Annotated in this window: 17 protein-coding genes; 9 read left to right on the top strand and 8 right to left on the bottom strand. The window is 51.7% G+C overall.

What is annotated here, in order from left to right; genetic code table 11:
• Positions 1–295: 295 nt before the first annotated feature.
• Positions 296–469, bottom strand: coding sequence for a hypothetical protein (locus A1SC_RS25505; RefSeq protein WP_016262638.1), 174 nt, complete (start codon positions 467–469; stop codon positions 296–298).
• Positions 470–496: 27 nt separating this feature from the next.
• Here A1SC_RS25505 and dinQ point away from each other — a divergent pair, with 27 nt between their 5' ends.
• Complete coding sequence (gene dinQ, locus A1SC_RS0122190; RefSeq protein WP_001295215.1) at positions 497–580, top strand: damage-inducible type I toxin DinQ; 84 nt, start codon at positions 497–499, stop codon at positions 578–580.
• Between the two features lie 53 nt (positions 581–633).
• On the opposite strand, the gene gorA is transcribed toward dinQ, so the two are convergent.
• Positions 634–1,986 (bottom strand): glutathione-disulfide reductase, encoded by a 1,353-nt coding sequence (gorA, locus tag A1SC_RS07375; RefSeq protein WP_001517286.1) that lies wholly within the window; start codon positions 1,984–1,986, stop codon positions 634–636.
• A gap of 71 nt (positions 1,987–2,057) precedes the next feature.
• Positions 2,058–2,900, bottom strand: a complete 843-nt coding sequence (gene rlmJ, locus A1SC_RS07380) for a 23S rRNA (adenine(2030)-N(6))-methyltransferase (protein WP_001517285.1) — start codon at positions 2,898–2,900, stop codon at positions 2,058–2,060.
• 262 nt (positions 2,901–3,162) lie between these two features.
• On the opposite strand from rlmJ, the gene prlC reads away from it, so the two are divergent.
• A complete protein-coding gene (prlC, locus tag A1SC_RS07385) occupies positions 3,163–5,205 on the top strand; it encodes an oligopeptidase A (protein ID WP_000184159.1) in 2,043 nt (680 codons plus the stop codon).
• 7 nt (positions 5,206–5,212) lie between these two features.
• Positions 5,213–5,965 carry a 16S rRNA (guanine(1516)-N(2))-methyltransferase RsmJ gene (gene rsmJ, locus A1SC_RS07390; protein WP_000686602.1) on the top strand — a complete coding sequence of 251 codons (753 nt, stop codon included), beginning with the start codon at positions 5,213–5,215 and terminating at the stop codon, positions 5,963–5,965.
• A 47-nt stretch (positions 5,966–6,012) separates the two neighbouring features.
• Here rsmJ and dtpB read toward each other — a convergent pair whose 3' ends face one another.
• A complete protein-coding gene (gene dtpB / locus A1SC_RS07395; RefSeq protein WP_016262637.1) occupies positions 6,013–7,482 on the bottom strand; it encodes a dipeptide/tripeptide permease DtpB in 1,470 nt (489 codons plus the stop codon).
• Positions 7,483–7,791: 309 nt separating this feature from the next.
• Positions 7,792–8,226 carry a universal stress protein UspA gene (gene uspA / locus A1SC_RS07400; RefSeq protein ID WP_000323571.1) on the bottom strand — a complete coding sequence of 145 codons (435 nt, stop codon included), beginning with the start codon at positions 8,224–8,226 and terminating at the stop codon, positions 7,792–7,794.
• Between the two features lie 390 nt (positions 8,227–8,616).
• Between uspA and uspB the strand changes: the two genes are divergently transcribed.
• Positions 8,617–8,952 (top strand): universal stress protein UspB, encoded by a 336-nt coding sequence (uspB, locus tag A1SC_RS07405; RefSeq protein WP_000626185.1) that lies wholly within the window; start codon positions 8,617–8,619, stop codon positions 8,950–8,952.
• A 67-nt stretch (positions 8,953–9,019) separates the two neighbouring features.
• Here uspB and pitA read toward each other — a convergent pair whose 3' ends face one another.
• Positions 9,020–10,519, bottom strand: a complete 1,500-nt coding sequence (pitA, locus tag A1SC_RS07410) for an inorganic phosphate transporter PitA (RefSeq protein WP_000902773.1) — start codon at positions 10,517–10,519, stop codon at positions 9,020–9,022.
• Between the two features lie 230 nt (positions 10,520–10,749).
• On the opposite strand from pitA, the gene A1SC_RS07415 reads away from it, so the two are divergent.
• Complete coding sequence (locus tag A1SC_RS07415; RefSeq protein ID WP_000439152.1) at positions 10,750–11,943, top strand: BaiN/RdsA family NAD(P)/FAD-dependent oxidoreductase; 1,194 nt, start codon at positions 10,750–10,752, stop codon at positions 11,941–11,943.
• A 99-nt stretch (positions 11,944–12,042) separates the two neighbouring features.
• On the opposite strand, the gene A1SC_RS07420 is transcribed toward A1SC_RS07415, so the two are convergent.
• Positions 12,043–13,095, bottom strand: a complete 1,053-nt coding sequence (locus tag A1SC_RS07420) for a DUF2776 family protein (RefSeq protein ID WP_016262636.1) — start codon at positions 13,093–13,095, stop codon at positions 12,043–12,045.
• 529 nt (positions 13,096–13,624) lie between these two features.
• Here A1SC_RS07420 and A1SC_RS25670 point away from each other — a divergent pair.
• The 4 genes from A1SC_RS25670 (at position 13,625) to A1SC_RS07435 (ending at position 18,724) form a co-directional block, all read left to right on the top strand.
• On the top strand, positions 13,625–13,738 hold the full coding sequence (locus A1SC_RS25670) for a hypothetical protein (protein WP_214678606.1): 114 nt from the start codon (positions 13,625–13,627) through the stop codon (positions 13,736–13,738).
• Positions 13,739–13,800: 62 nt separating this feature from the next.
• Entirely contained in the window at positions 13,801–14,868 is a 1,068-nt protein-coding gene (locus A1SC_RS07425; RefSeq protein ID WP_000361522.1) for an HlyD family secretion protein, read from the top strand.
• Complete coding sequence (rbbA, locus tag A1SC_RS07430) at positions 14,865–17,600, top strand: ribosome-associated ATPase/putative transporter RbbA (protein ID WP_001517282.1); 2,736 nt, start codon at positions 14,865–14,867, stop codon at positions 17,598–17,600. Before A1SC_RS07425 ends, rbbA begins: the two co-directional genes overlap by 4 nt.
• A complete protein-coding gene (locus A1SC_RS07435; RefSeq protein ID WP_016262635.1) occupies positions 17,600–18,724 on the top strand; it encodes an ABC transporter permease in 1,125 nt (374 codons plus the stop codon). Before rbbA ends, A1SC_RS07435 begins: the two co-directional genes overlap by 1 nt.
• Positions 18,725–18,892: 168 nt before the next feature.
• Here the strand turns inward: A1SC_RS07435 and nikR are convergent, their stop codons facing one another.
• Positions 18,893–19,294, bottom strand: coding sequence for a nickel-responsive transcriptional regulator NikR (nikR, locus tag A1SC_RS07440; RefSeq protein ID WP_001190061.1), 402 nt, complete (start codon positions 19,292–19,294; stop codon positions 18,893–18,895).
• Between the last annotated feature and the right edge of the window lie 2 nt (positions 19,295–19,296).

The raw sequence follows: 19,296 nt of genomic DNA, 5'->3' as shown, positions 1-19,296 counted from the left end.
ATTGTTGCAGGTAGTGTCTCTCTTCGAAATGAATAAGTCAAAAACATATATGATTTAACGGATGTATAGGTGCAAAGGAAGGTAATGGGTGTGAATTAAGAGTTGGGTATTTATTTGAAAAGGGGTCTGAATCAGGACGTAAAAAAACCGACTTTGCGTCGGTTTTTTACTTTCCAGCCCAGAGTTGGTGGCCCTGGTCGGAGTGAGATAGTCATCATCTAACGCATCAATGCTAATACCATACTGAAACTATTGCAAGGCCATGCTGGTTTTATAAACTATAAGCACTGTATAATTATCCAGTTAGCTCTGAGGCATTTTCACTCTGGTAATGCGCATAAACGCTTTCAAAGTCCTGATCAGTGGTACGGGTGGTGCCGTTAACTGATGCTCTGGCCGGAGTGAGATAGTCGTTATCTAACAATGAGACATGCGCCGTGACAGGCAATGGATGAGTAAGCGGATGCATTCTCACTCCATAGCATGGAGAAAACGGGTGATTGATAAAGCAATCATTGTTCTTGGGGCGTTAATTGCGTTGCTGGAACTGATCCGCTTCCTGCTTCAGCTTCTGAACTGATAGCGGAAACGTAGCTAAGGGCAAAGAGCACACCACTCTTTGCCCTTTAACATTTAACGCATAGTAACGAACTCTTCTGCCGCCGTCGGGTGAATAGCGACGGTGTTGTCGAAGTCTTTCTTGGTTGCGCCCATCTTCAGCGCTACCGCGAAGCCCTGCAACATTTCATCCATACCAAAACCAATACCATGAATACCGACAATCTTCTCTTCTGGCCCAACGCATACCAGCTTCATGCGGCACGGCTGGCGGTGAGTGGTGACAGCGGTATACATGGCGGTGAAAGAGGATTTATACACTTTCACCTGATCGTCGCCGTACTGCTCACGCGCCTGCGGTTCTGTTAAACCAACAGTACCAATCGGCGGATGGCTGAAAACGACGGTCGGAATATTGCTGTAATCCAGATGTTCATCCGGCTTGTTATTAAACAGGCGTTCAGAGAGACGACGACCCGCTGCTACTGCAACCGGCGTCAGTTCCACCGCGCCAGTGTTATCGCCCACCGCGTAAATACCTTCAACGTTAGTATTTTGATATTTATCGACGACGATATAACCTTTTTCGTTGGTTTTAACGCCAGCAGCTTCGAGGTTGATATTGTCATTGGCAGGTTCACGCCCAATCGCCCAAATCAGGCAATCCACCGTTTCACTGCGACCATCTTCCAGCTCCAGCGTCAGGCTGCCATCGGCATTTTTCACCACCGCTTTCGGGATTGCATTGGTGTGCAGTTGTGGGCCTTCGGCGTTCATCACCTCGACCAGTGTTTCAGTGATCATCGGATCAAAGCTGCGCAGTGGTGCGTGTTTACGCACAAACAGATGCGTTTTCGCGCCGAGGCCGTTAATCACGCCAGCCAGTTCAACGGCGATGTAACCTGCGCCAACAACCGCCACGCGCTCTGGTAAAGCGGGAAGGGCGAAGAAACCATCAGAATCAATGCCGTATTCCACGCCCGGAATATCCGGATGGCTCGGACGGCCACCGGTGGCGATCAGAATATGATCAGCAGTGATGGTTTCACCGTTAACTTCCAGCGTTTTGGCATCAACGAAGCGAGCAAAACCTTTGATTACATCGACGTTATTTTTACCGAGTACGTTTTCATAGGAGGTATGGATACGGTCGATATAGGCGGTACGGCTGGCGATCAATGTATCCCAGTTGAACTTATTAATGGTGGTATCAAAGCCATAATCCGGGCCGTACATGTGGATGGCTTCACGGATTTGCGCCGCGTGCCACATCACTTTTTTCGGCACGCAGCCGACGTTCACGCAGGTGCCGCCCAGTTCTTTGGCTTCAATCAGCGCGCATTTCTGGCCGTACATAGCCGCGCGGTTGATGGAGGCGATACCGCCGCTGCCGCCGCCGATGGCGATGTAATCATAGTGTTTAGTCATGACAGAGTGTCCTTATCGTTGATTACCGCGATTGTAGCGCGAGACGTAAAAGGTGCCAGCAATGGCTGCAATTACTCCGGTACGATCCAGTTTACGGTAGCGTGCCCGGTGCCTGCCGGAACCAGTTTGCTGTGTAGCCACGGCAGCACGTTATTCATTTGCTGTTCCAGCTTCCACGGAGGGTTAATGACAATCATGCCAGAAGCGGTCATGCCACGGCGATCGCTGTCTGGCAGCACCGCCAGTTCAATTTGCAGAATTTTGCGAATACCGGTCGCTTCCAGATCGTGGATCATGCGCTTAATTTGCTGACGCAGCACTACCGGATACCACAATGCGTAAGTGCCAGTGGCGAAACGTTTGTAGCCTTCTGCTATCCCACTGACCACCGCCTGATAGTCTGTTTTCATTTCATACGGCGGGTCGATAAGGATCAGGCCACGGCGGGAGACCGGCGGCAGTTTAGCTTTAAGCTGCAGGAAGCCGTCGGCTTTTTCTACGCGCGCACGGCTGTCTTTCTGAAATTCAGAACGCAGTAACGGATAATCGCTGGGGTGCAACTCGGTCAGTTGCAGGCTGTCTTGTTCACGCAGTAACTGACGGGCAATCAACGGCGAACCAGGGTAATAACGTAGCTGCCCACTACGGTTGAAGTGTTTTACCACATTGATGTACGACTCCAATTCTGCGGGCAGGTCATCCTGCTGCCAGATACGGGCGATGCCTTCGAGATATTCGCCTGTACGCTCGGCATGTTCGCTACTTAACTGATAACGCCCCGCACCCGCGTGGGTATCGAGATAGAGAAACGGTTTATCTTTCTCTTTCAGCGACTCGATGATCAGGCTCTGAACGGTATGTTTAAGGACGTCGGCGTGGTTGCCAGCGTGAAAGCTGTGGCGATAACTGAGCATGGGTAAAGGTGTTCCGGTAAGTAAAAATCGGCCCGTATTCGGGGCGCACAAAAGCGTATCAGAACAGTATACCGAAAAGAGGCCGCCGCCGCGAAAGCGTAACGTTTCTCATTGAAATTCACTACACTTAACCCCATGCTATTACCCATTACGCGTCGGATGGCATCGGCCTACCAAAGTAGGTCGGATAAGACGCCTGCGTCGCATCCGGCGAAAGCGCCTGCGAGCGTTTCGTTCCCCCTATTTAACCAGGACTGTACCTATGACGAATCCGTTACTGACTCCCTTTGAACTCCCGCCGTTTTCAAAAATCCTCCCGGAACATGTGGTTCCAGCCGTCACTAAGGCGTTGAACGACTGCCGCGAAAATGTAGAGCGCGTGGTAGCGCAAGGGGCACCGTACACCTGGGAAAATCTCTGCCAGCCGCTTGCAGAAGTCGATGATGTACTGGGACGTATTTTCTCCCCGGTTAGCCACCTGAACTCGGTGAAAAATAGCCCGGAACTGCGTGAAGCTTACGAACAAACGCTGCCGCTGCTGTCGGAATACAGCACCTGGGTAGGGCAACATGAAGGGCTATATAAAGCGTACCGTGACCTGCGCGATGGCGATTACTACGCCACGCTGAACACAGCGCAGAAAAAAGCGGTTGATAACGCACTGCGTGATTTTGAACTTTCTGGCATCGGCCTGCCGAAAGAAAAACAGCAGCGTTACGGTGAGATTGCTACCCGTCTTTCCGAACTGGGCAATCAGTACAGCAACAACGTCCTCGATGCGACGATGGGCTGGACTAAACTCGTCACCGACGAAGCGGAACTGGCGGGTATGCCAGAAAGTGCATTGGCTGCGGCAAAAGCTCAGGCCGAAGCGAAAGAACTGGAAGGTTACCTGCTGACGTTGGATATCCCAAGCTATCTGCCGGTAATGACCTACTGCGACAACCAGGCCCTGCGTGAAGAGATGTATCGCGCTTACAGCACCCGCGCCTCCGATCAAGGCCCGAACGCTGGTAAGTGGGACAACAGTAAAGTGATGGAAGAGATCCTCACCTTGCGTCATGAACTGGCGCAATTGCTGGGTTTTGAAAACTACGCCTTTAAATCACTCGCCACTAAAATGGCAGAAAATCCGCAGCAGGTGCTTGATTTCTTAACCGATCTGGCAAAACGCGCACGTCCACAAGGTGAAAAAGAACTGGCGCAACTGCGCGCCTTCGCCAAAGCCGAATTTGGCGTCGATGAGTTGCAGCCGTGGGATATTGCGTACTACAGCGAAAAACAAAAACAGCATCTTTATAGCATCAGCGACGAACAACTGCGTCCGTACTTTCCGGAAAACAAAGCGGTTAACGGCCTGTTTGAAGTGGTTAAACGTATTTACGGCATCACCGCCAAAGAGCGTAAGGATGTCGATGTCTGGCATCCGGATGTACGTTTCTTCGAACTCTATGACGAGAACAACGAACTGCGCGGCAGCTTCTACCTCGATCTGTATGCCCGTGAAAACAAGCGCGGCGGGGCGTGGATGGATGACTGCGTAGGCCAGATGCGTAAAGCCGACGGTTCGCTGCAAAAACCGGTCGCTTACCTGACCTGTAACTTCAACCGTCCGGTGAATGGTAAACCGGCGCTGTTTACCCACGACGAAGTGATCACCCTGTTCCATGAGTTCGGTCACGGCCTGCATCATATGCTGACCCGCATCGAGACCGCAGGCGTTTCCGGTATCAACGGGGTGCCGTGGGATGCAGTCGAACTGCCGAGTCAGTTTATGGAAAACTGGTGCTGGGAGCCGGAGGCGCTGGCGTTTATCTCTGGTCATTATGAAACCGGCGAACCGCTGCCGAAAGAGCTGCTGGATAAAATGCTGGCGGCGAAAAACTACCAGGCAGCGCTGTTTATTCTGCGTCAACTGGAGTTCGGCCTGTTCGATTTCCGTCTGCACGCGGAGTTCCGTCCTGAACAAGGCGCGAAGATCCTCGAAACGCTGGCAGAAATCAAAAAACTGGTTGCCGTGGTGCCGTCTCCATCCTGGGGGCGTTTCCCACATGCTTTCAGCCACATTTTTGCCGGAGGTTATGCAGCAGGTTACTACAGCTACCTGTGGGCCGACGTGCTGGCAGCGGATGCCTTCTCACGCTTTGAAGAAGAGGGTATTTTCAACCGTGAAACCGGACAGTCATTCCTCGACAATATTCTGAGCCGTGGCGGTTCAGAAGAGCCGATGGAGCTGTTCAAACGCTTCCGTGGTCGTGAACCGCAACTGGATGCGATGCTGGAGCATTACGGCATTAAGGGCTGATCAGTCAGTGAAAATCTGCTTAATTGATGAATCGGGCACCGGAGACGGTGCCTTATCTGTTCTGGCGACCCGCTGGGGGCTGGAGCACGATGAAGACAACCTGATGGCCTTAGTGTTAACGCCGGAGCATCTGGAACTGCGCAAGCGCGATGAGCCGAAACTTGGCGGTATTTTTGTTGATTTTGTTGGTGGAGCGATGGCACACCGACGCAGATTCGGCGGCGGACGCGGTGAGGCGGTAGCAAAAGCGGTGGGCATTAAGGGTGATTATCTGCCGGATGTAGTCGACGCCACTGCAGGTTTGGGGCGCGATGCCTTTGTGCTGGCTTCGGTGGGCTGCCGCGTGCGGATGCTGGAACGTAATCCGGTGGTTGCCGCGCTGCTCGATGATGGCCTGACGCGTGGCTATGCCGATGCGGAAATCGGCGGCTGGTTACAGGAACGTTTGCAGTTAATTCACGCCTCCAGCCTGACGGCGCTGACCGATATTACCCCGCGCCCACAGGTGGTCTATCTCGACCCGATGTTCCCGCATAAGCAGAAAAGTGCGTTAGTGAAAAAAGAGATGCGCGTGTTTCAGTCGCTGGTTGGGCCGGATCTCGATGCGGATGGGTTGCTGGAGCCTGCTCGCCAGTTAGCGACAAAACGCGTGGTGGTCAAACGGCCGGACTACGCCCCGCCGCTGGCGAATGTCGCCACGCCTAACGCGGTCGTTACCAAAGGGCATCGCTTTGATATTTATGCCGGGACACCAGCGTAAAAGTAAACCGGGTAGCGTTACTGCTACCCGGTTTGCTGCAGGAAAAATTAATTGCTTTCTGGCGTCTCAATCATCCGTTTCAGCCACGGCACCATCAGCAGCATTACCACCGCAACGCCCAGCGTGACCAGACCAATTTTGCTAAACACATCGATGTAGACCGGTAATGTCTGTAGCGGATCGGTAATGTTGTCCGGCACGGCGGTAAATGTCGCTACATAGCCGCCCAGCAAGAATGCGGCTGCCTGCGTCAGGAACCACATCCCGAGAATAAATCCCATCAAATGCTGCGGCACCAGCGCAGCAATCATCGCCAGACCCAGGGCGCTAATAAACAGTTCACCCAGGCTCTGGAACAAGTAAACCAGGACGATAAACCACGGCGATGTCAGTCCCTGGGCATCAGCAAACCACATCCCCGCAGCGGCGGCAGTCAGAAAACCCAATGAACACATAAACATGCCAAGGGTGAATTTCATCGGCATCGAGAGATCTTTGCCTTTGCTGCCCAGACGGGTATAGATAGTCGCCAGTACCGGGCTGGCAATGACCACCCAGAACGGATTGAGCGCCTGGAAGCTGACCGGGTTGATGGAAAAGCCGAGGATTTCATGATGCACGTTGTTGATGGCAAAGAAGTTCAGTGATGTTGGCATCTGGGCGTAGAGGATGTAAAACACCACCGCTTCGAGCATCAGCACAAAGGCGACAAACATCTTGTTGCGCCCGGTTTTATCCTGCTTGAATGCCTGACGGAAGAAAATAATGGTGACGACGATGGAGAGGACAATCAGCACCAGGTTGGCAACTTCCACGTTGTGCATCAGCCATGCGCAGACGAAGATCATCACCACGCTGCCAATCAACACGTACAACAGTTTGCTGAAGCTCATTGGTCGGAAGTCTGGCGCAGAACCAATATCTTTTACCATTCCACGACAGGCGATGTAGACCAGTAACGCGACAATTAACCCCGCACCGCACAGATTATAGGTGACGGAATAACCAAATCTGTCAGCGATAACTGGTGCCAGCGATAATGCTATCAACGAGCCGATGTTGATTGACATGTAAAACAGGGTGAAAGCGCCATCGAGCCGCGGATCTTTTGGCGGATAGCACTTAGAAAGCAAGCTGGCAGGGTTGGCTTTAAACAAGCCGTTGCCGACGGCGATAGTCCCCAGCGCGATGAAGATCAGGTCAGGTTTGAGTAACGACATCCCGGTCATAAAGTAGCCAATCGCCAGCACAATTGCCCCGAGAACAATGGTGCGTTTGGTTCCCAATAGATGGTCGCCAACATAACCGCCGATCGAGATAAGGCCATAGACCAGCGCCGCAAAGGCACCAAAGGTGACAAAGGCTTGCTCTTGTGAAAATCCGAGCTGTTTAACGAAGAAAACCGCCAGCACGCCTTGCACGCCGTAGTAGCCGAATCGTTCCCATAATTCGACAAAAAAGATCATAAAAAATGGGCGAGGTTGCTGCAGCATCCCAGTGGGTGTTGTTGTATTCATATTTATTAACCTTCCAATACCGTCCTGAAAAGTATGAACGCGTAAGTGATTGCGCGCGAAAGATTTTACACGCGTCTAAAATTCTTAATATTGATGTAATGAATGCATTAATGCACTATCACAGCAAAAATAACCAGCCAATCATGCTGATGTTTTTATGTGTAATGGCGTTACATGCTTTTTTATGTGGTGTAAATTTGAATTGCTCGCTACGCAGGTGAGCTTTCTGACTGCAGATTAACATCGGCTCAAAACAAAAAGCAGAACGCCCGCATGAGCGGGCGTTCAGGAGCAAGTAGAGGGGAATAATTATTCTTCTTCGTCACGCAGTGGAACAATCAGCATATCAACGTGAACGGTGTTGATTAGCTGGCGTGCGGAAGACATCAGTTTGCTCCAGAAGTCCTGGTGATGACCACAAACCACCAGATCCATATCGTATTTCTTGATCGCATCAACCAGAACCTGACCCAGATCGCCGCTGCCGCTCAGAGTTTCAGTAATTGGGTAGCCTGCGTTAGTGGAAAGCTCAGTCAGCGCGTGATGAGTCTCTTCGGAAATGCGTTTCTGCATATCACCCAGATTCACATCAATAAGTCCGGTGTATAGGTCAGAGTAGTTTACATCTACGTGGATCAGAGAAACCTTCGCATTGTAGGGGCGGGCCATAGAGACCGCTTTCTCTACCAGAACTTTGCTTTCCGGGGAGAGATCGACCGCGATGAGAATGTGTTTATAAGCCATAGTGTTACTCCTTCCATAAAGTTGTCGATGACTGGCCAGCTAGCGTTTCTTGTGCCGTTACGTCACCCGCGTCCTGCGAACTACGTGCGCGGGGCTAACCCAGCCGTAAAGATTCAGTGTTAAGACCATCCTTACCTTATAGCGACCTGAATGATCCGTCAATCCGCCTTGCTTACCAATCAGATAATCAAATTTTCGACATGAATATATTGATAGTGGTTAACCTTATGGAAAAAAAACAACCTGATCTCCTACACTATCTATAGAGCCGCTCGGATGTTCGTTACGACAAAAGCGGTTTCTCCAGGACCTGGTGTTAACTGATTGGCAGCGTATCGGGAGCGGTAGCCCCGGGGTGGAACTCTGTGGGCAGGTCGCCGGGGAGGAGGTATGATAAGCACCGTCGCATTATTTTGGGCTTTATGTGTCGTTTGCATTGTTAACATGGCGCGCTATTTCTCATCACTACGCGCGTTGTTAGTGGTACTGCGTAATTGCGATCCATTGCTCTATCAATATGTTGATGGAGGGGGCTTTTTTACCTCACATGGCCAACCCAACAAACAGGTTCGTCTCGTTTGGTATATCTATGCTCAGAGGTATCGTGATCATCACGATGATGAGTTTATTCGTCGCTGCGAGCGTGTGCGTCGGCAGTTTATCCTGACCAGCGCATTGTGTGGTCTGGTGGTGATAAGCCTGATTGCATTGATGATTTGGCATTAAGTACCACGGCAATAAGGCATAAAAAAAGCGGGCCAGAAAACTGACCCGCTCGTTTTTATGCGTGCGATTACAGGAACTGCAAGGAGATCCAGTACAACCCGCCGGAGAGCAGCACTGCAGCCGGGAGGGTAAACACCCAGGCCATCAGAATGCTGGTTACCGTTTTACGCTGCAAGCCACCGCCATCAACGACCATCGTCCCCGCTACGGAAGAGGAGAGTACGTGAGTGGTGGAAACAGGCATCCCGGTATAACTCGCCAGACCGATAGACACCGCCGCCGTCATCTGGGCAGACATCCCCTGAGCGTAGGTCATGCCTTTCTTACCGATTTTCTCACCGATAGTCGTCGCCACACGACGCCAGCCAATCATCGTCCCGATACCTAACGCCAGCGCGACCGCCATGATGATCCATACCGGAGCATACTCGATGGTGCTAAGCATATCGGACTTCAATTTCTTCAACAGACGCTGATCATCCGCAGTGACGCCAGGCATTTTCACCACTTTGTCGATAGTGTCAGAAACGCACAGCATAATGCGGCGCATCTGGCTACGCTGGTCAAGCGACAGCTTGTCGTAGCTTTCCACATCGGCGGTCAACATGCCCTTCAGGCGGTTGAGCGCGTTAATGGTATTCGACGGATGGCAATGGAACTCCGCAGGCTGTGTTGCGCCTGCTTCCGGAGTCGGCACTAACTGATCAGCACCGGTCGCCTGTTTGAGCAGCGCAGGGTGTTGCTCAAAGTAAGCTTCCACGTTGTTGATAGCATCGCGGGTACGAGTGATTTCGTAACCTGTGGCATTCATATTAACCACGAAGCCTGCTGGTGCGACGCCAATCAGTACCAGCATAACCAGACCAATGCCTTTCTGACCATCGTTCGCACCGTGAGAAAACGCCACGCCGACAGCGGAAAGGATCAGTGCGATACGTGTCCAGAACGGCGGCTTTTTCTTACCGTCTTTCTTTTCACGCTCCGCTGGGGTCAGGTGGATACGGGCGCGTTTCTTGGTGCCGCTCCAGTAGCGACGCAGCAAGAAAATCAGACCACCAGCAAACACCAGGCCGACAATAGGGGAAACGATCAGAGATGCGAAAATACTTAATACTTTCGGGATATTGAGTGCATCCACCACTGATGTACCGGTCATCAACGCATTGGTTAAACCAATACCGATAATCGCGCCAATCAGCGTATGGGAGCTGGATGCAGGCAAACCAAAGTACCACGTACCAAGGTTCCAGATAATCGCCGCCAGCAACATAGAGAACACCATAGCAAGGCCATGAGACGATCCCATATTAAGCAGCAGATCTGTCGGCAGCATATGCACAATGGCATAGGCAACACTAAGACCACCCAGCAAAACACCCAGGAAGTTGAACACTGCCGCCATAACCACTGCGAGCTGAGAACGCATCGCGCGGGTATAGATGACAGTTGCCACGGCGTTGGCGGTGTCATGGAAACCATTGATGGCTTCGTAGAACAGCACAAAAGCCAGTGCAAGCAATAATAACAGCCCGGTATGCAAATCCAGGCCAGCAAACAAATGTAGCATAGGACGTTACGCCATTTTGAGGACATGAACGCGGCGCATTATCAGTGACTTTCGCGGCGCGGGCAAAGTGAAATATAGATTTTTTTGATTTGCCTCCTGTATGAATTTCACTCAAAAAATAATTATCTTATATAATTCAGATAAATACTTCCCCTAAGTAATATTGATGCTGGTGCGGCCACTGAGGAATCTTTACAATTCACGCCCATTTTTTCTAAGAGGAGCGCAACGTGGAAAGGTTTGATGCCATTATTATAGGCGCTGGTGCGGCTGGTATGTTCTGTTCTGCGCTGGCAGGTCAGGCAGGGCGCAGAGTTTTGCTGATCGATAATGGTAAAAAACCGGGGCGCAAAATCCTCATGTCTGGTGGTGGGCGCTGCAACTTTACCAACCTTTATGTCGAGCCTGGTGCCTATCTGAGCCAGAATCCGCATTTTTGTAAGTCTGCCCTCGCCCGATTTACGCAGTGGGATTTTATTGATCTGGTCAATAAACACGGCATCGCCTGGCACGAGAAAACGTTAGGGCAACTCTTTTGCGATGACTCCGCACAGCAGATTGTTGACATGCTGGTGGCAGAGTGTGAGAAGGGTAATGTGACCTTCAGATTGCGTAGCGAAGTGCTGAGTGTGGCAAAGGATGAAACGGGTTTTACGCTTGAACTGAATGGTATGACCGTCGGCTGCGATAAACTGGTCATTGCGACCGGAGGCCTCTCGATGCCGGGTCTGGGCGCGTCGCCGTTCGGTTATAAGATTGCCGAACAATTTGGCCTCAACGTGTTGCCGACGCGCGCTGGTCTGGTGCCATTCACACTGCATAAACCGTTGCTGGAAGAGTTACAGGTGCTGGCAGGCGTTGCAGTACCTTCAGTGATCACCGCTGAAAACGGCACGGTGTTCCGTGAAAATTTACTCTTCACGCATCGTGGCTTATCTGGTCCGGCGGTGTTGCAGATATCCAGCTACTGGCAACCGGGTGAATTTGTCAGCATCAATCTGCTACCGGATGTCGACCTGGAAGCCTTCCTTAACGAGCAGCGCAGTGCACATCCGAATCAGAGCCTGAAGAACACGTTGGCGGTTCATCTGCCGAAACGGTTGGTTGAACGGTTGCAACAACTTGGGCAAATCCCGGACGTCCCGCTAAAACAGCTCAACGTGCGTGACCAACAGGCGCTGATTACCACATTGACCGAGTGGCGCGTACAACCCAACGGCACCGAAGGCTATCGCACCGCCGAAGTGACTCTCGGCGGCGTGGACACCAATGAACTCTCATCACGGACGATGGAAGCGCGCAAAGTGTCTGGGCTGTACTTTATTGGTGAAGTGATGGACGTCACAGGCTGGCTGGGAGGTTATAACTTCCAGTGGGCGTGGTCCAGCGCGTGGGCTTGTGCGCAGGATTTGGCGGCAGAATAAGACGTAAAGTACCCCCTCGTTTTCGCAGTGAAATCAGGGGGAATCAACCTGAATAAAGCCCAGATAAGACGCTCAGCGTCTTATCTGAAGTCTTTTCTATTATTTTTTTGCAGACCCTGCTTCTAATATAGAAACGATTGAAAATAGCGTAAAACACACTGCACCTAAGCCAACCAGAACCCGCGAGGGAATAAAGTAAGCCATATCGGTTTGCGCAATCTCTGCAAGGAATGCCGCGAGGAACAGGCAAAACAGACAGGTAAATACGGGTATCATGGGTATTCTGTTGGTTAACGAACAGGCGCGTCTCCAGACCAGCGCCAGCAACCACACTTTGGAGAAAATACTGTAGCAGATCATCCCCAGACAAATGAGAATAATACCCGGAGCCAGACGGGCATTTTCATCTGAACTGATTAATACGTAGATGCCCTGAATAACGGTAAGTGAGCCGAGTAAAATAACCCAATAACACCAGAGCCAATGTTCTTTCGCTGAGAACGTATTCCGCGTTTGATGGATGATGGTAGCAACCAGACCAATAAGACAAGCGCAAATTGCTGTTAGCCCCAGGAGCACATGGCCTGCAACATAATGTGGTGTGATATTTGCGCTGCGTAACAGCACTATTGACCAAATAAAACCGAAGAGAGTGAACAGAACGGGGATAGCAATTAAGTAATTACCGATAGTTGAAGAATACGCCTGCAATGGTGTTCCATCACTCTTACTACCCGCTGCGTTTTTCGGGATCAGCAGAAAATGCCCGGAAGAGGCCGCCACGGTTGATACGCAGGCGGCAATCATGCCAACACCGAAAATCACATGCCCGGCGACAAATTCATCTGCCATCACATTATCGCTGGCCAGAAATGACCATCCCCAAATCATAGTTGCAATGGAGCCAGCATAACCAATAACAGGGAATAATGTGTTGTAGAGTTTATTCGCGCCATGATTTAACTGAGAGATAATAATAAATGCGGTAGTGAACAATGCCAGACATATTGCAGAGAGAGAAATCAGAACATGCCCTGCAACGAAGTATTCACTTTGTCCAGAACCTGCTAATACAAACTCACCTAATGCGATGCATATTACCCCCATTAGCAAAGGGATTAATTTAAATAACCATCCAATATAGATATTCATCTCTATCTCCATATGTTTTTCTGCTAATATCAGAAAACGTATAAGTAGTATTTTCAGCCAATTAAATATAACAATGAGATACCACTAATTGTAAAAAGTAACTTTACTATAGCTGGATTTATTGTTGTAAGTATCGGCTTTTAGAGATGGATTAAAGCTGGTAATTAAATATTTATCCTACGATGAATTCTGAATTAATATATTTTTCTTATTTTCATCGTTGCGTAAGGTGCAGTCTTTTCTCATTCATCACCTTTTCGTAAAAAACGTATTCACATTCGGGAAATATTCGTACTCAAGGGGATAATAACTCTGTGTGATAGTTACATTATTTCCTGTTGTGAAAATTTATGTCGCACAACCTGAGAACCTGTAAAAAGGATTTTTGGTTAAGAACGTAATCGAAATGTAGAACATCGTGGTGTATCACAAGCTGATAGTAATCAAATAGACAACATGAATATAACTGTTAGTATTTAATTGATTTCAATTATGAGTATGCGTGTTTCATTTACGGCCAGGAATGCTGATGATGACAACATTACTACCCGTTTTCACTAAGCCTTCCCCGTTGGTGCTCATCTTGCAGCGCCCTGGCCGCATATGCCGTTTCCTTCTTATCCCGGATGGAAGAATCCGCTGAACGTCGTTCAGTGGCAGTTGTAACACGTTTCGTTTGCTTACAGGGATTATGGCGGATCGATTATGGATAAGAGTAAACGCCATCTGGCGTGGTGGGTTGTCGGGGTTCTGGCGGTTGCTACCGTCGTGGCATGGTGGTTGTTGCGCCCGACAGGTGTGCCGGAAGGTTTTGCCGTCAGTAATGGGCGCATTGAAGCGACGGAAGTGGATATCGCCAGCAAAATCGCCGGGCGTATCGACACTATTCTGGTGAAAGAAGGCCAGTTTGTCCGCGAAGGTGAAGTGCTGGCGAAAATGGATACCCGCGTGTTGCAGGAGCAGCGGCTGGAAGCCATCGCACAAATCAAAGAAGCACAAAGCGCCGTTGCTGCCGCCCGGGCCTTGCTGGAGCAGAGGCAAAGTGAAACTCGCGCCGCGCAGTCGCTGGTCAATCAACGCCAGGCTGAACTGGACTCCGTTGCCAAACGTCATACCCGTTCCCGCTCGCTCGCCCATAGTGGGGCTATTTCTGCGCAACAACTGGATGATGACCGCGCCGCTGCCGAAAGCGCCCGTGCTGCGCTGGAATCGGCAAAAGCCCAGGTTTCTGCCTCTAAAGCCGCTATAGAAGCGGCACGCACCAATATCATTCAGGCGCAAACGCGTGTCGAAGCCGCACAAGCCACTGAACGGCGTATCGCGGCAGATATCGACGATAGTGAACTGAAAGCCCCGCGCGACGGACGTGTGCAGTATCGGGTTGCTGAGCCTGGTGAAGTGTTGGCGGCAGGCGGTCGGGTGCTGAATATGGTCGACCTGAGCGATGTCTATATGACCTTCTTCCTGCCAACCGAACAGGCTGGCACGCTGAAACTGGGCGGGGAAGCGCGTCTGATCCTTGATGCCGCGCCAGATCTGCGTATTCCGGCGACCATCAGCTTTGTCGCCAGCGTTGCCCAGTTCACGCCAAAAACCGTCGAAACCAGCGATGAACGGCTGAAACTGATGTTCCGCGTCAAAGCGCGTATCCCACCGGAATTACTCCAGCAGCATCTGGAATATGTCAAAACTGGCTTGCCGGGCGTGGCGTGGGTGCGGGTGAATGAAGAACTTCCGTGGCCTGAAGACCTGGCGGTGAGGTTGCCGCAATGACGCATCTGGAACTGGTTCCCGTCCCGCCTGTCGCGCAACTGGCGGGCGTGAGCCAGCATTATGGAAAAACCGTTGCGCTGAACAATATCACTCTCGATATTCCGGCCCGCTGTATGGTCGGGCTGATTGGCCCTGACGGTGTCGGGAAGTCGAGTTTGTTGTCGTTGATTTCTGGTGCCCGCGTCATTGAGCAGGGCAGCGTGATGGTATTGGGCGGCGATATGCGCGACCCGAAGCATCGCCGCGACGTCTGTCCGCGCATCGCCTGGATGCCACAAGGACTGGGCAAAAACCTCTACCACACCTTGTCGGTGTATGAAAACGTCGATTTTTTCGCCCGCTTGTTCGGTCACGACAAAGCGGAGCGGGAAGTGCGAATTAATGAACTACTGACCAGTACCGGGTTAGCACCTTTTCGCGATCGTCCGGCGGGTAAACTCTCCGGCGGCATGAAGCAAAAACTTGGGTTGTGTTGTGCGTTAATCCACGATCCGGAATTGTTGATTCTTGATGAGCCTACGACGGGGGTTGACCCGCTCTCCCGCGCCCAGTTCTGGGATCTGATCGACAGCATCCGCCAGCGGCAGAGTAATATGAGCGTGCTGGTTGCCACCGCCTATATGGAAGAGGCCGAACGCTTCGACTGGCTGGTAGCGATGAATGCCGGAGAAGTGCTGGCAACCGGAAGTGCCGAAGAGCTGCGGCAGCAAACGCAAAGCGCCACGCTGGAAGAAGCATTTATAAATCTGTTGCCGCAAGCGCAACGCCAGGCGCATCAGGCGGTAGTCATCCCACCGTATCAACCTGAAAACGCAGAGATTGCCATCGAAGCGCGCGATCTGACCATGCGTTTTGGTTCCTTTGTCGCTGTTGATCACGTTAATTTTCGCATTCCACGCGGGGAGATTTTTGGGTTTCTCGGTTCGAACGGCTGCGGTAAATCCACCACCATGAAAATGCTCACCGGGCTGCTGCCTGCCAGCGAAGGTGAAGCGTGGTTGTTTGGGCAACCAGTCGATCCAAAAGATATCGATACCCGCCGGCGGGTGGGTTATATGTCGCAGGCGTTTTCGCTTTATAACGAACTCACCGTGCGGCAAAACCTTGAGCTACATGCCCGCTTGTTTCACATTCCGGAAGCGGACATTCCTGCGCGAGTTGCTGAGATGAGCGAGCGTTTTAAGCTCAACGATGTTGAAGATGCACTGCCGGAATCCCTGCCGCTCGGTATTCGTCAGCGACTTTCGCTGGCTGTGGCGGTGATTCATCGCCCGGAGATGTTAATCCTCGATGAGCCGACTTCTGGCGTCGATCCAGTGGCGAGGGATATGTTCTGGCAGTTGATGGTGGATCTCTCGCGCCAGGACAAAGTGACCATTTTCATCTCCACCCACTTTATGAACGAAGCGGAACGCTGCGACCGCATCTCGCTGATGCACGCCGGAAAAGTACTCGCCAGCGGCACGCCGCAGGAGCTGGTTGAGAAACGCAGGGCTGCCAGCCTGGAAGAGGCATTTATCGCCTATTTGCAGGAAGCGGCAGGGCAGAGCAACGAAGTTGAAGCACCGCCCGTGGGACATGACACCACTCACGCGCCACGTCAGGGATTTAGCCTGCGTCGTCTGTTTAGCTACAGCCGCCGCGAAGCACTGGAACTGCGACGCGATCCGGTACGTTCAACGCTGGCGCTGATGGGGACGGTGATCCTGATGCTGATAATGGGTTACGGCATCAGTATGGATGTGGAAAACCTGCGCTTTGCGGTGCTTGACCGCGACCAGACTGTCAGCAGCCAGGCGTGGACACTCAATCTCTCCGGTTCCCGTTACTTTATCGAACAGCCGCCGCTCACCAGTTACGACGAGCTTGAGCGCCGGATGCGTGCAGGAGATGTGACGGTAGCGATTGAGATCCCACCCAATTTTGGCCGCGATATCGCACGCGGTACGCCGGTGGAAATCGGCGTCTGGATCGACGGTGCGATGCCCAGCCGCGCTGAAACGGTAAAAGGTTACGTGCAGGCGATGCATCAGAACTGGCTACAGAACGAGGCAAGCCAACAATCGACACCAGCCAGTCAAAGCGGTCTGATGAACATTGAGACGCGCTATCGCTATAACCCGGACGTAAAAAGTCTGCCAGCGATTGTTCCGGCGGTGATCCCGCTTCTGTTGATGATGATTCCCTCAATGCTAAGCGCCCTTAGCGTGGTACGGGAAAAAGAGTTGGGGTCGATTATCAATCTCTACGTTACGCCTACTACCCGCAGCGAATTTTTGCTCGGTAAACAGCTACCGTACATCGCGCTGGGAATGCTGAACTTTTTTCTGCTCTGCGGCCTGTCGGTGTTTGTGTTTGGCGTGCCGCATAAAGGCAGTTTCCTGACGCTCACCCTGGCGGCACTGCTGTATATCATCATCGCCACAGGAATGGGGCTGCTGATCTCCACCTTTATGAAAAGCCAGATAGCCGCCATTTTCGGTACTGCCATAATCACGTTGATTCCGGCGACGCAGTTTTCCGGGATGATCGATCCGGTAGCTTCACTGGAAGGGCCGGGACGTTGGATTGGCGAGGTTTATCCGACCAGCCATTTTCTGACTATCGCCCGTGGGACATTCTCGAAGGCGCTGGATCTGACTGATTTGTGGCAACTTTTCATCCCGTTGCTGATAGCCATACCGCTGGTGATGGGCTTAAGCATCCTGCTACTGAAAAAACAGGAGGGATGATGCGCCATTTACGCAATATTTTTAATCTGGGTATCAAAGAGTTGCGCAGTCTGCTCGGTGATAAAGCGATGCTGACGCTGATTGTCTTCTCGTTTACGGTGTCGGTGTACTCGTCGGCAACCGTTACGCCAGGATCGTTGAACCTCGCGCCGATCGCTATTGCCGATATGGATCAATCGCAATTGTCGAACCGGATCGTTAACAGCTTCTATCGCCCGTGGTTTTTGCCACCGGAGATGATCACCGCCGATGAGATGGATGCCGGACTGGACGCCGGACGCTATACCTTCGCGATAAATATTCCGCCAAATTTTCAGCGTGATGTCCTCGCCGGACGCCAGCCAGATATTCAGGTGAACGTCGATGCCACGCGCATGAGCCAGGCATTCACTGGCAACGGTTATATCCAGAATATTATCAACGGTGAAGTGAATAGCTTTGTCGCGCGCTACCGTGATAACAGCGAACCGTTGGTATCGCTGGAAACCCGCATGCGCTTTAACCCGAACCTCGACCCCGCGTGGTTTGGCGGGGTGATGGCGATCATCAACAACATTACCATGCTGGCGATTGTGCTCACAGGATCGGCACTGATCCGTGAGCGTGAACACGGCACGGTGGAACACTTGTTGGTGATGCCGATAACGCCGTTTGAGATCATGATGGCGAAGGTCTGGTCGATGGGGCTGGTGGTGTTGGTGGTGTCGGGATTATCGCTGGTGCTGATGGTGAAAGGTGTGCTGGGCGTACCGATTGAAGGCTCGATCCCGCTGTTTATGCTGGGTGTAGCGCTCAGTTTGTTTGCCACCACGTCAATCGGCATTTTTATGGGGACGATAGCACGTTCGATGCCACAGCTTGGGCTGCTGGTGATTCTGGTGTTGCTACCGTTACAAATGCTTTCCGGTGGCTCTACCCCGCGCGAAAGTATGCCGCAGATGGTGCAGGATATTATGCTGACCATGCCGACGACACACTTTGTTAGCCTCGCGCAAGCCATTCTCTACCGTGGTGCCGGATTCGAAATCGTCTGGCCGCAGTTCCTGACGCTGATGGCAATTGGCGGCGTGTTTTTCACCATCGCGCTACTGCGATTCAGGAAGACGATTGGGACAATGGCGTAAGGAAGGGAAACCTGGCTTCATATTGTGATGTCATAAAGCGAAGTCATAAATTTTAGCTGCGTTCATTACGCAGAACATCTGCCTTTACAGGATCTATCTATGCAACTGAACTTAATTTTATAAATTAAGTTCAGTTAATATCTTTTCTTTCCTCGTTTCAGAAATAAATCAATCTTCCTTCGGCAAGCACTGCAAATGCCCGTGCCGCACGCCGCGCTGGGCGATAACATCATCGGCAAAATGCTGTATATCGCCCATGTCACCTTTCAGCACGGCGATTTCCAGGCAGTCGTCGTGATTAATGTGCACATGCAGCGTGGCGACCGAAAGGTCGTGGTGGTGATGCTGCGTGGAGACAATACGGCTGGCTAAGTCGCGTTTTTCGTGTTCATACACATAGGAGAGCACCGCGAAACCTTGTGTGCCGTGCTGCTGGGTAGCCTCCTGTGCCAGAGCGCTACGCAGAATATCGCGGATAGCTTCGGAACGGTTGTTATAGCCGCGACGCTGGCTCAGGCTGTCCAGCGTCTCCAGTAAATCGTCATCAAGCGTGATGGTGACTCGTTGCATTT

The sequence above is a fragment of the Escherichia sp. KTE52 genome (genome assembly GCF_000408325.1).
GTDB lineage: Bacteria > Pseudomonadota > Gammaproteobacteria > Enterobacterales > Enterobacteriaceae > Escherichia > Escherichia marmotae.
Note: the sequence above shows the minus strand (reverse complement) of the source record. Positions and strands in the feature narration are given on the sequence as shown.

Bases quoted from the DNA above. Each gene is read 5' to 3' on its own strand.
- rbbA (WP_001517282.1), top strand. From the start codon at position 14,865: ATGACGCATCTGGAACTGGTTCCCGTCCCGCCTGTCGCGCAACTGGCG.
- A1SC_RS25670 (WP_214678606.1), top strand. From the start codon at position 13,625: ATGATGACAACATTACTACCCGTTTTCACTAAGCCTTCCCCGTTGGTG.
- gorA (WP_001517286.1), bottom strand. From the start codon at position 1,986: ATGACTAAACACTATGATTACATCGCCATCGGCGGCGGCAGCGGCGGT.
- uspB (WP_000626185.1), top strand. From the start codon at position 8,617: ATGATAAGCACCGTCGCATTATTTTGGGCTTTATGTGTCGTTTGCATT.
- A1SC_RS07420 (WP_016262636.1), bottom strand. From the start codon at position 13,095: ATGAATATCTATATTGGATGGTTATTTAAATTAATCCCTTTGCTAATG.
- rlmJ (WP_001517285.1), bottom strand. From the start codon at position 2,900: ATGCTCAGTTATCGCCACAGCTTTCACGCTGGCAACCACGCCGACGTC.
- uspA (WP_000323571.1), bottom strand. From the start codon at position 8,226: ATGGCTTATAAACACATTCTCATCGCGGTCGATCTCTCCCCGGAAAGC.
- dtpB (WP_016262637.1), bottom strand. From the start codon at position 7,482: ATGAATACAACAACACCCACTGGGATGCTGCAGCAACCTCGCCCATTT.
- pitA (WP_000902773.1), bottom strand. From the start codon at position 10,519: ATGCTACATTTGTTTGCTGGCCTGGATTTGCATACCGGGCTGTTATTA.
- nikR (WP_001190061.1), bottom strand. From the start codon at position 19,294: ATGCAACGAGTCACCATCACGCTTGATGACGATTTACTGGAGACGCTG.
- A1SC_RS07435 (WP_016262635.1), top strand. From the start codon at position 17,600: ATGCGCCATTTACGCAATATTTTTAATCTGGGTATCAAAGAGTTGCGC.
- A1SC_RS07425 (WP_000361522.1), top strand. From the start codon at position 13,801: ATGGATAAGAGTAAACGCCATCTGGCGTGGTGGGTTGTCGGGGTTCTG.
- prlC (WP_000184159.1), top strand. From the start codon at position 3,163: ATGACGAATCCGTTACTGACTCCCTTTGAACTCCCGCCGTTTTCAAAA.
- A1SC_RS25505 (WP_016262638.1), bottom strand. From the start codon at position 469: ATGCATCCGCTTACTCATCCATTGCCTGTCACGGCGCATGTCTCATTG.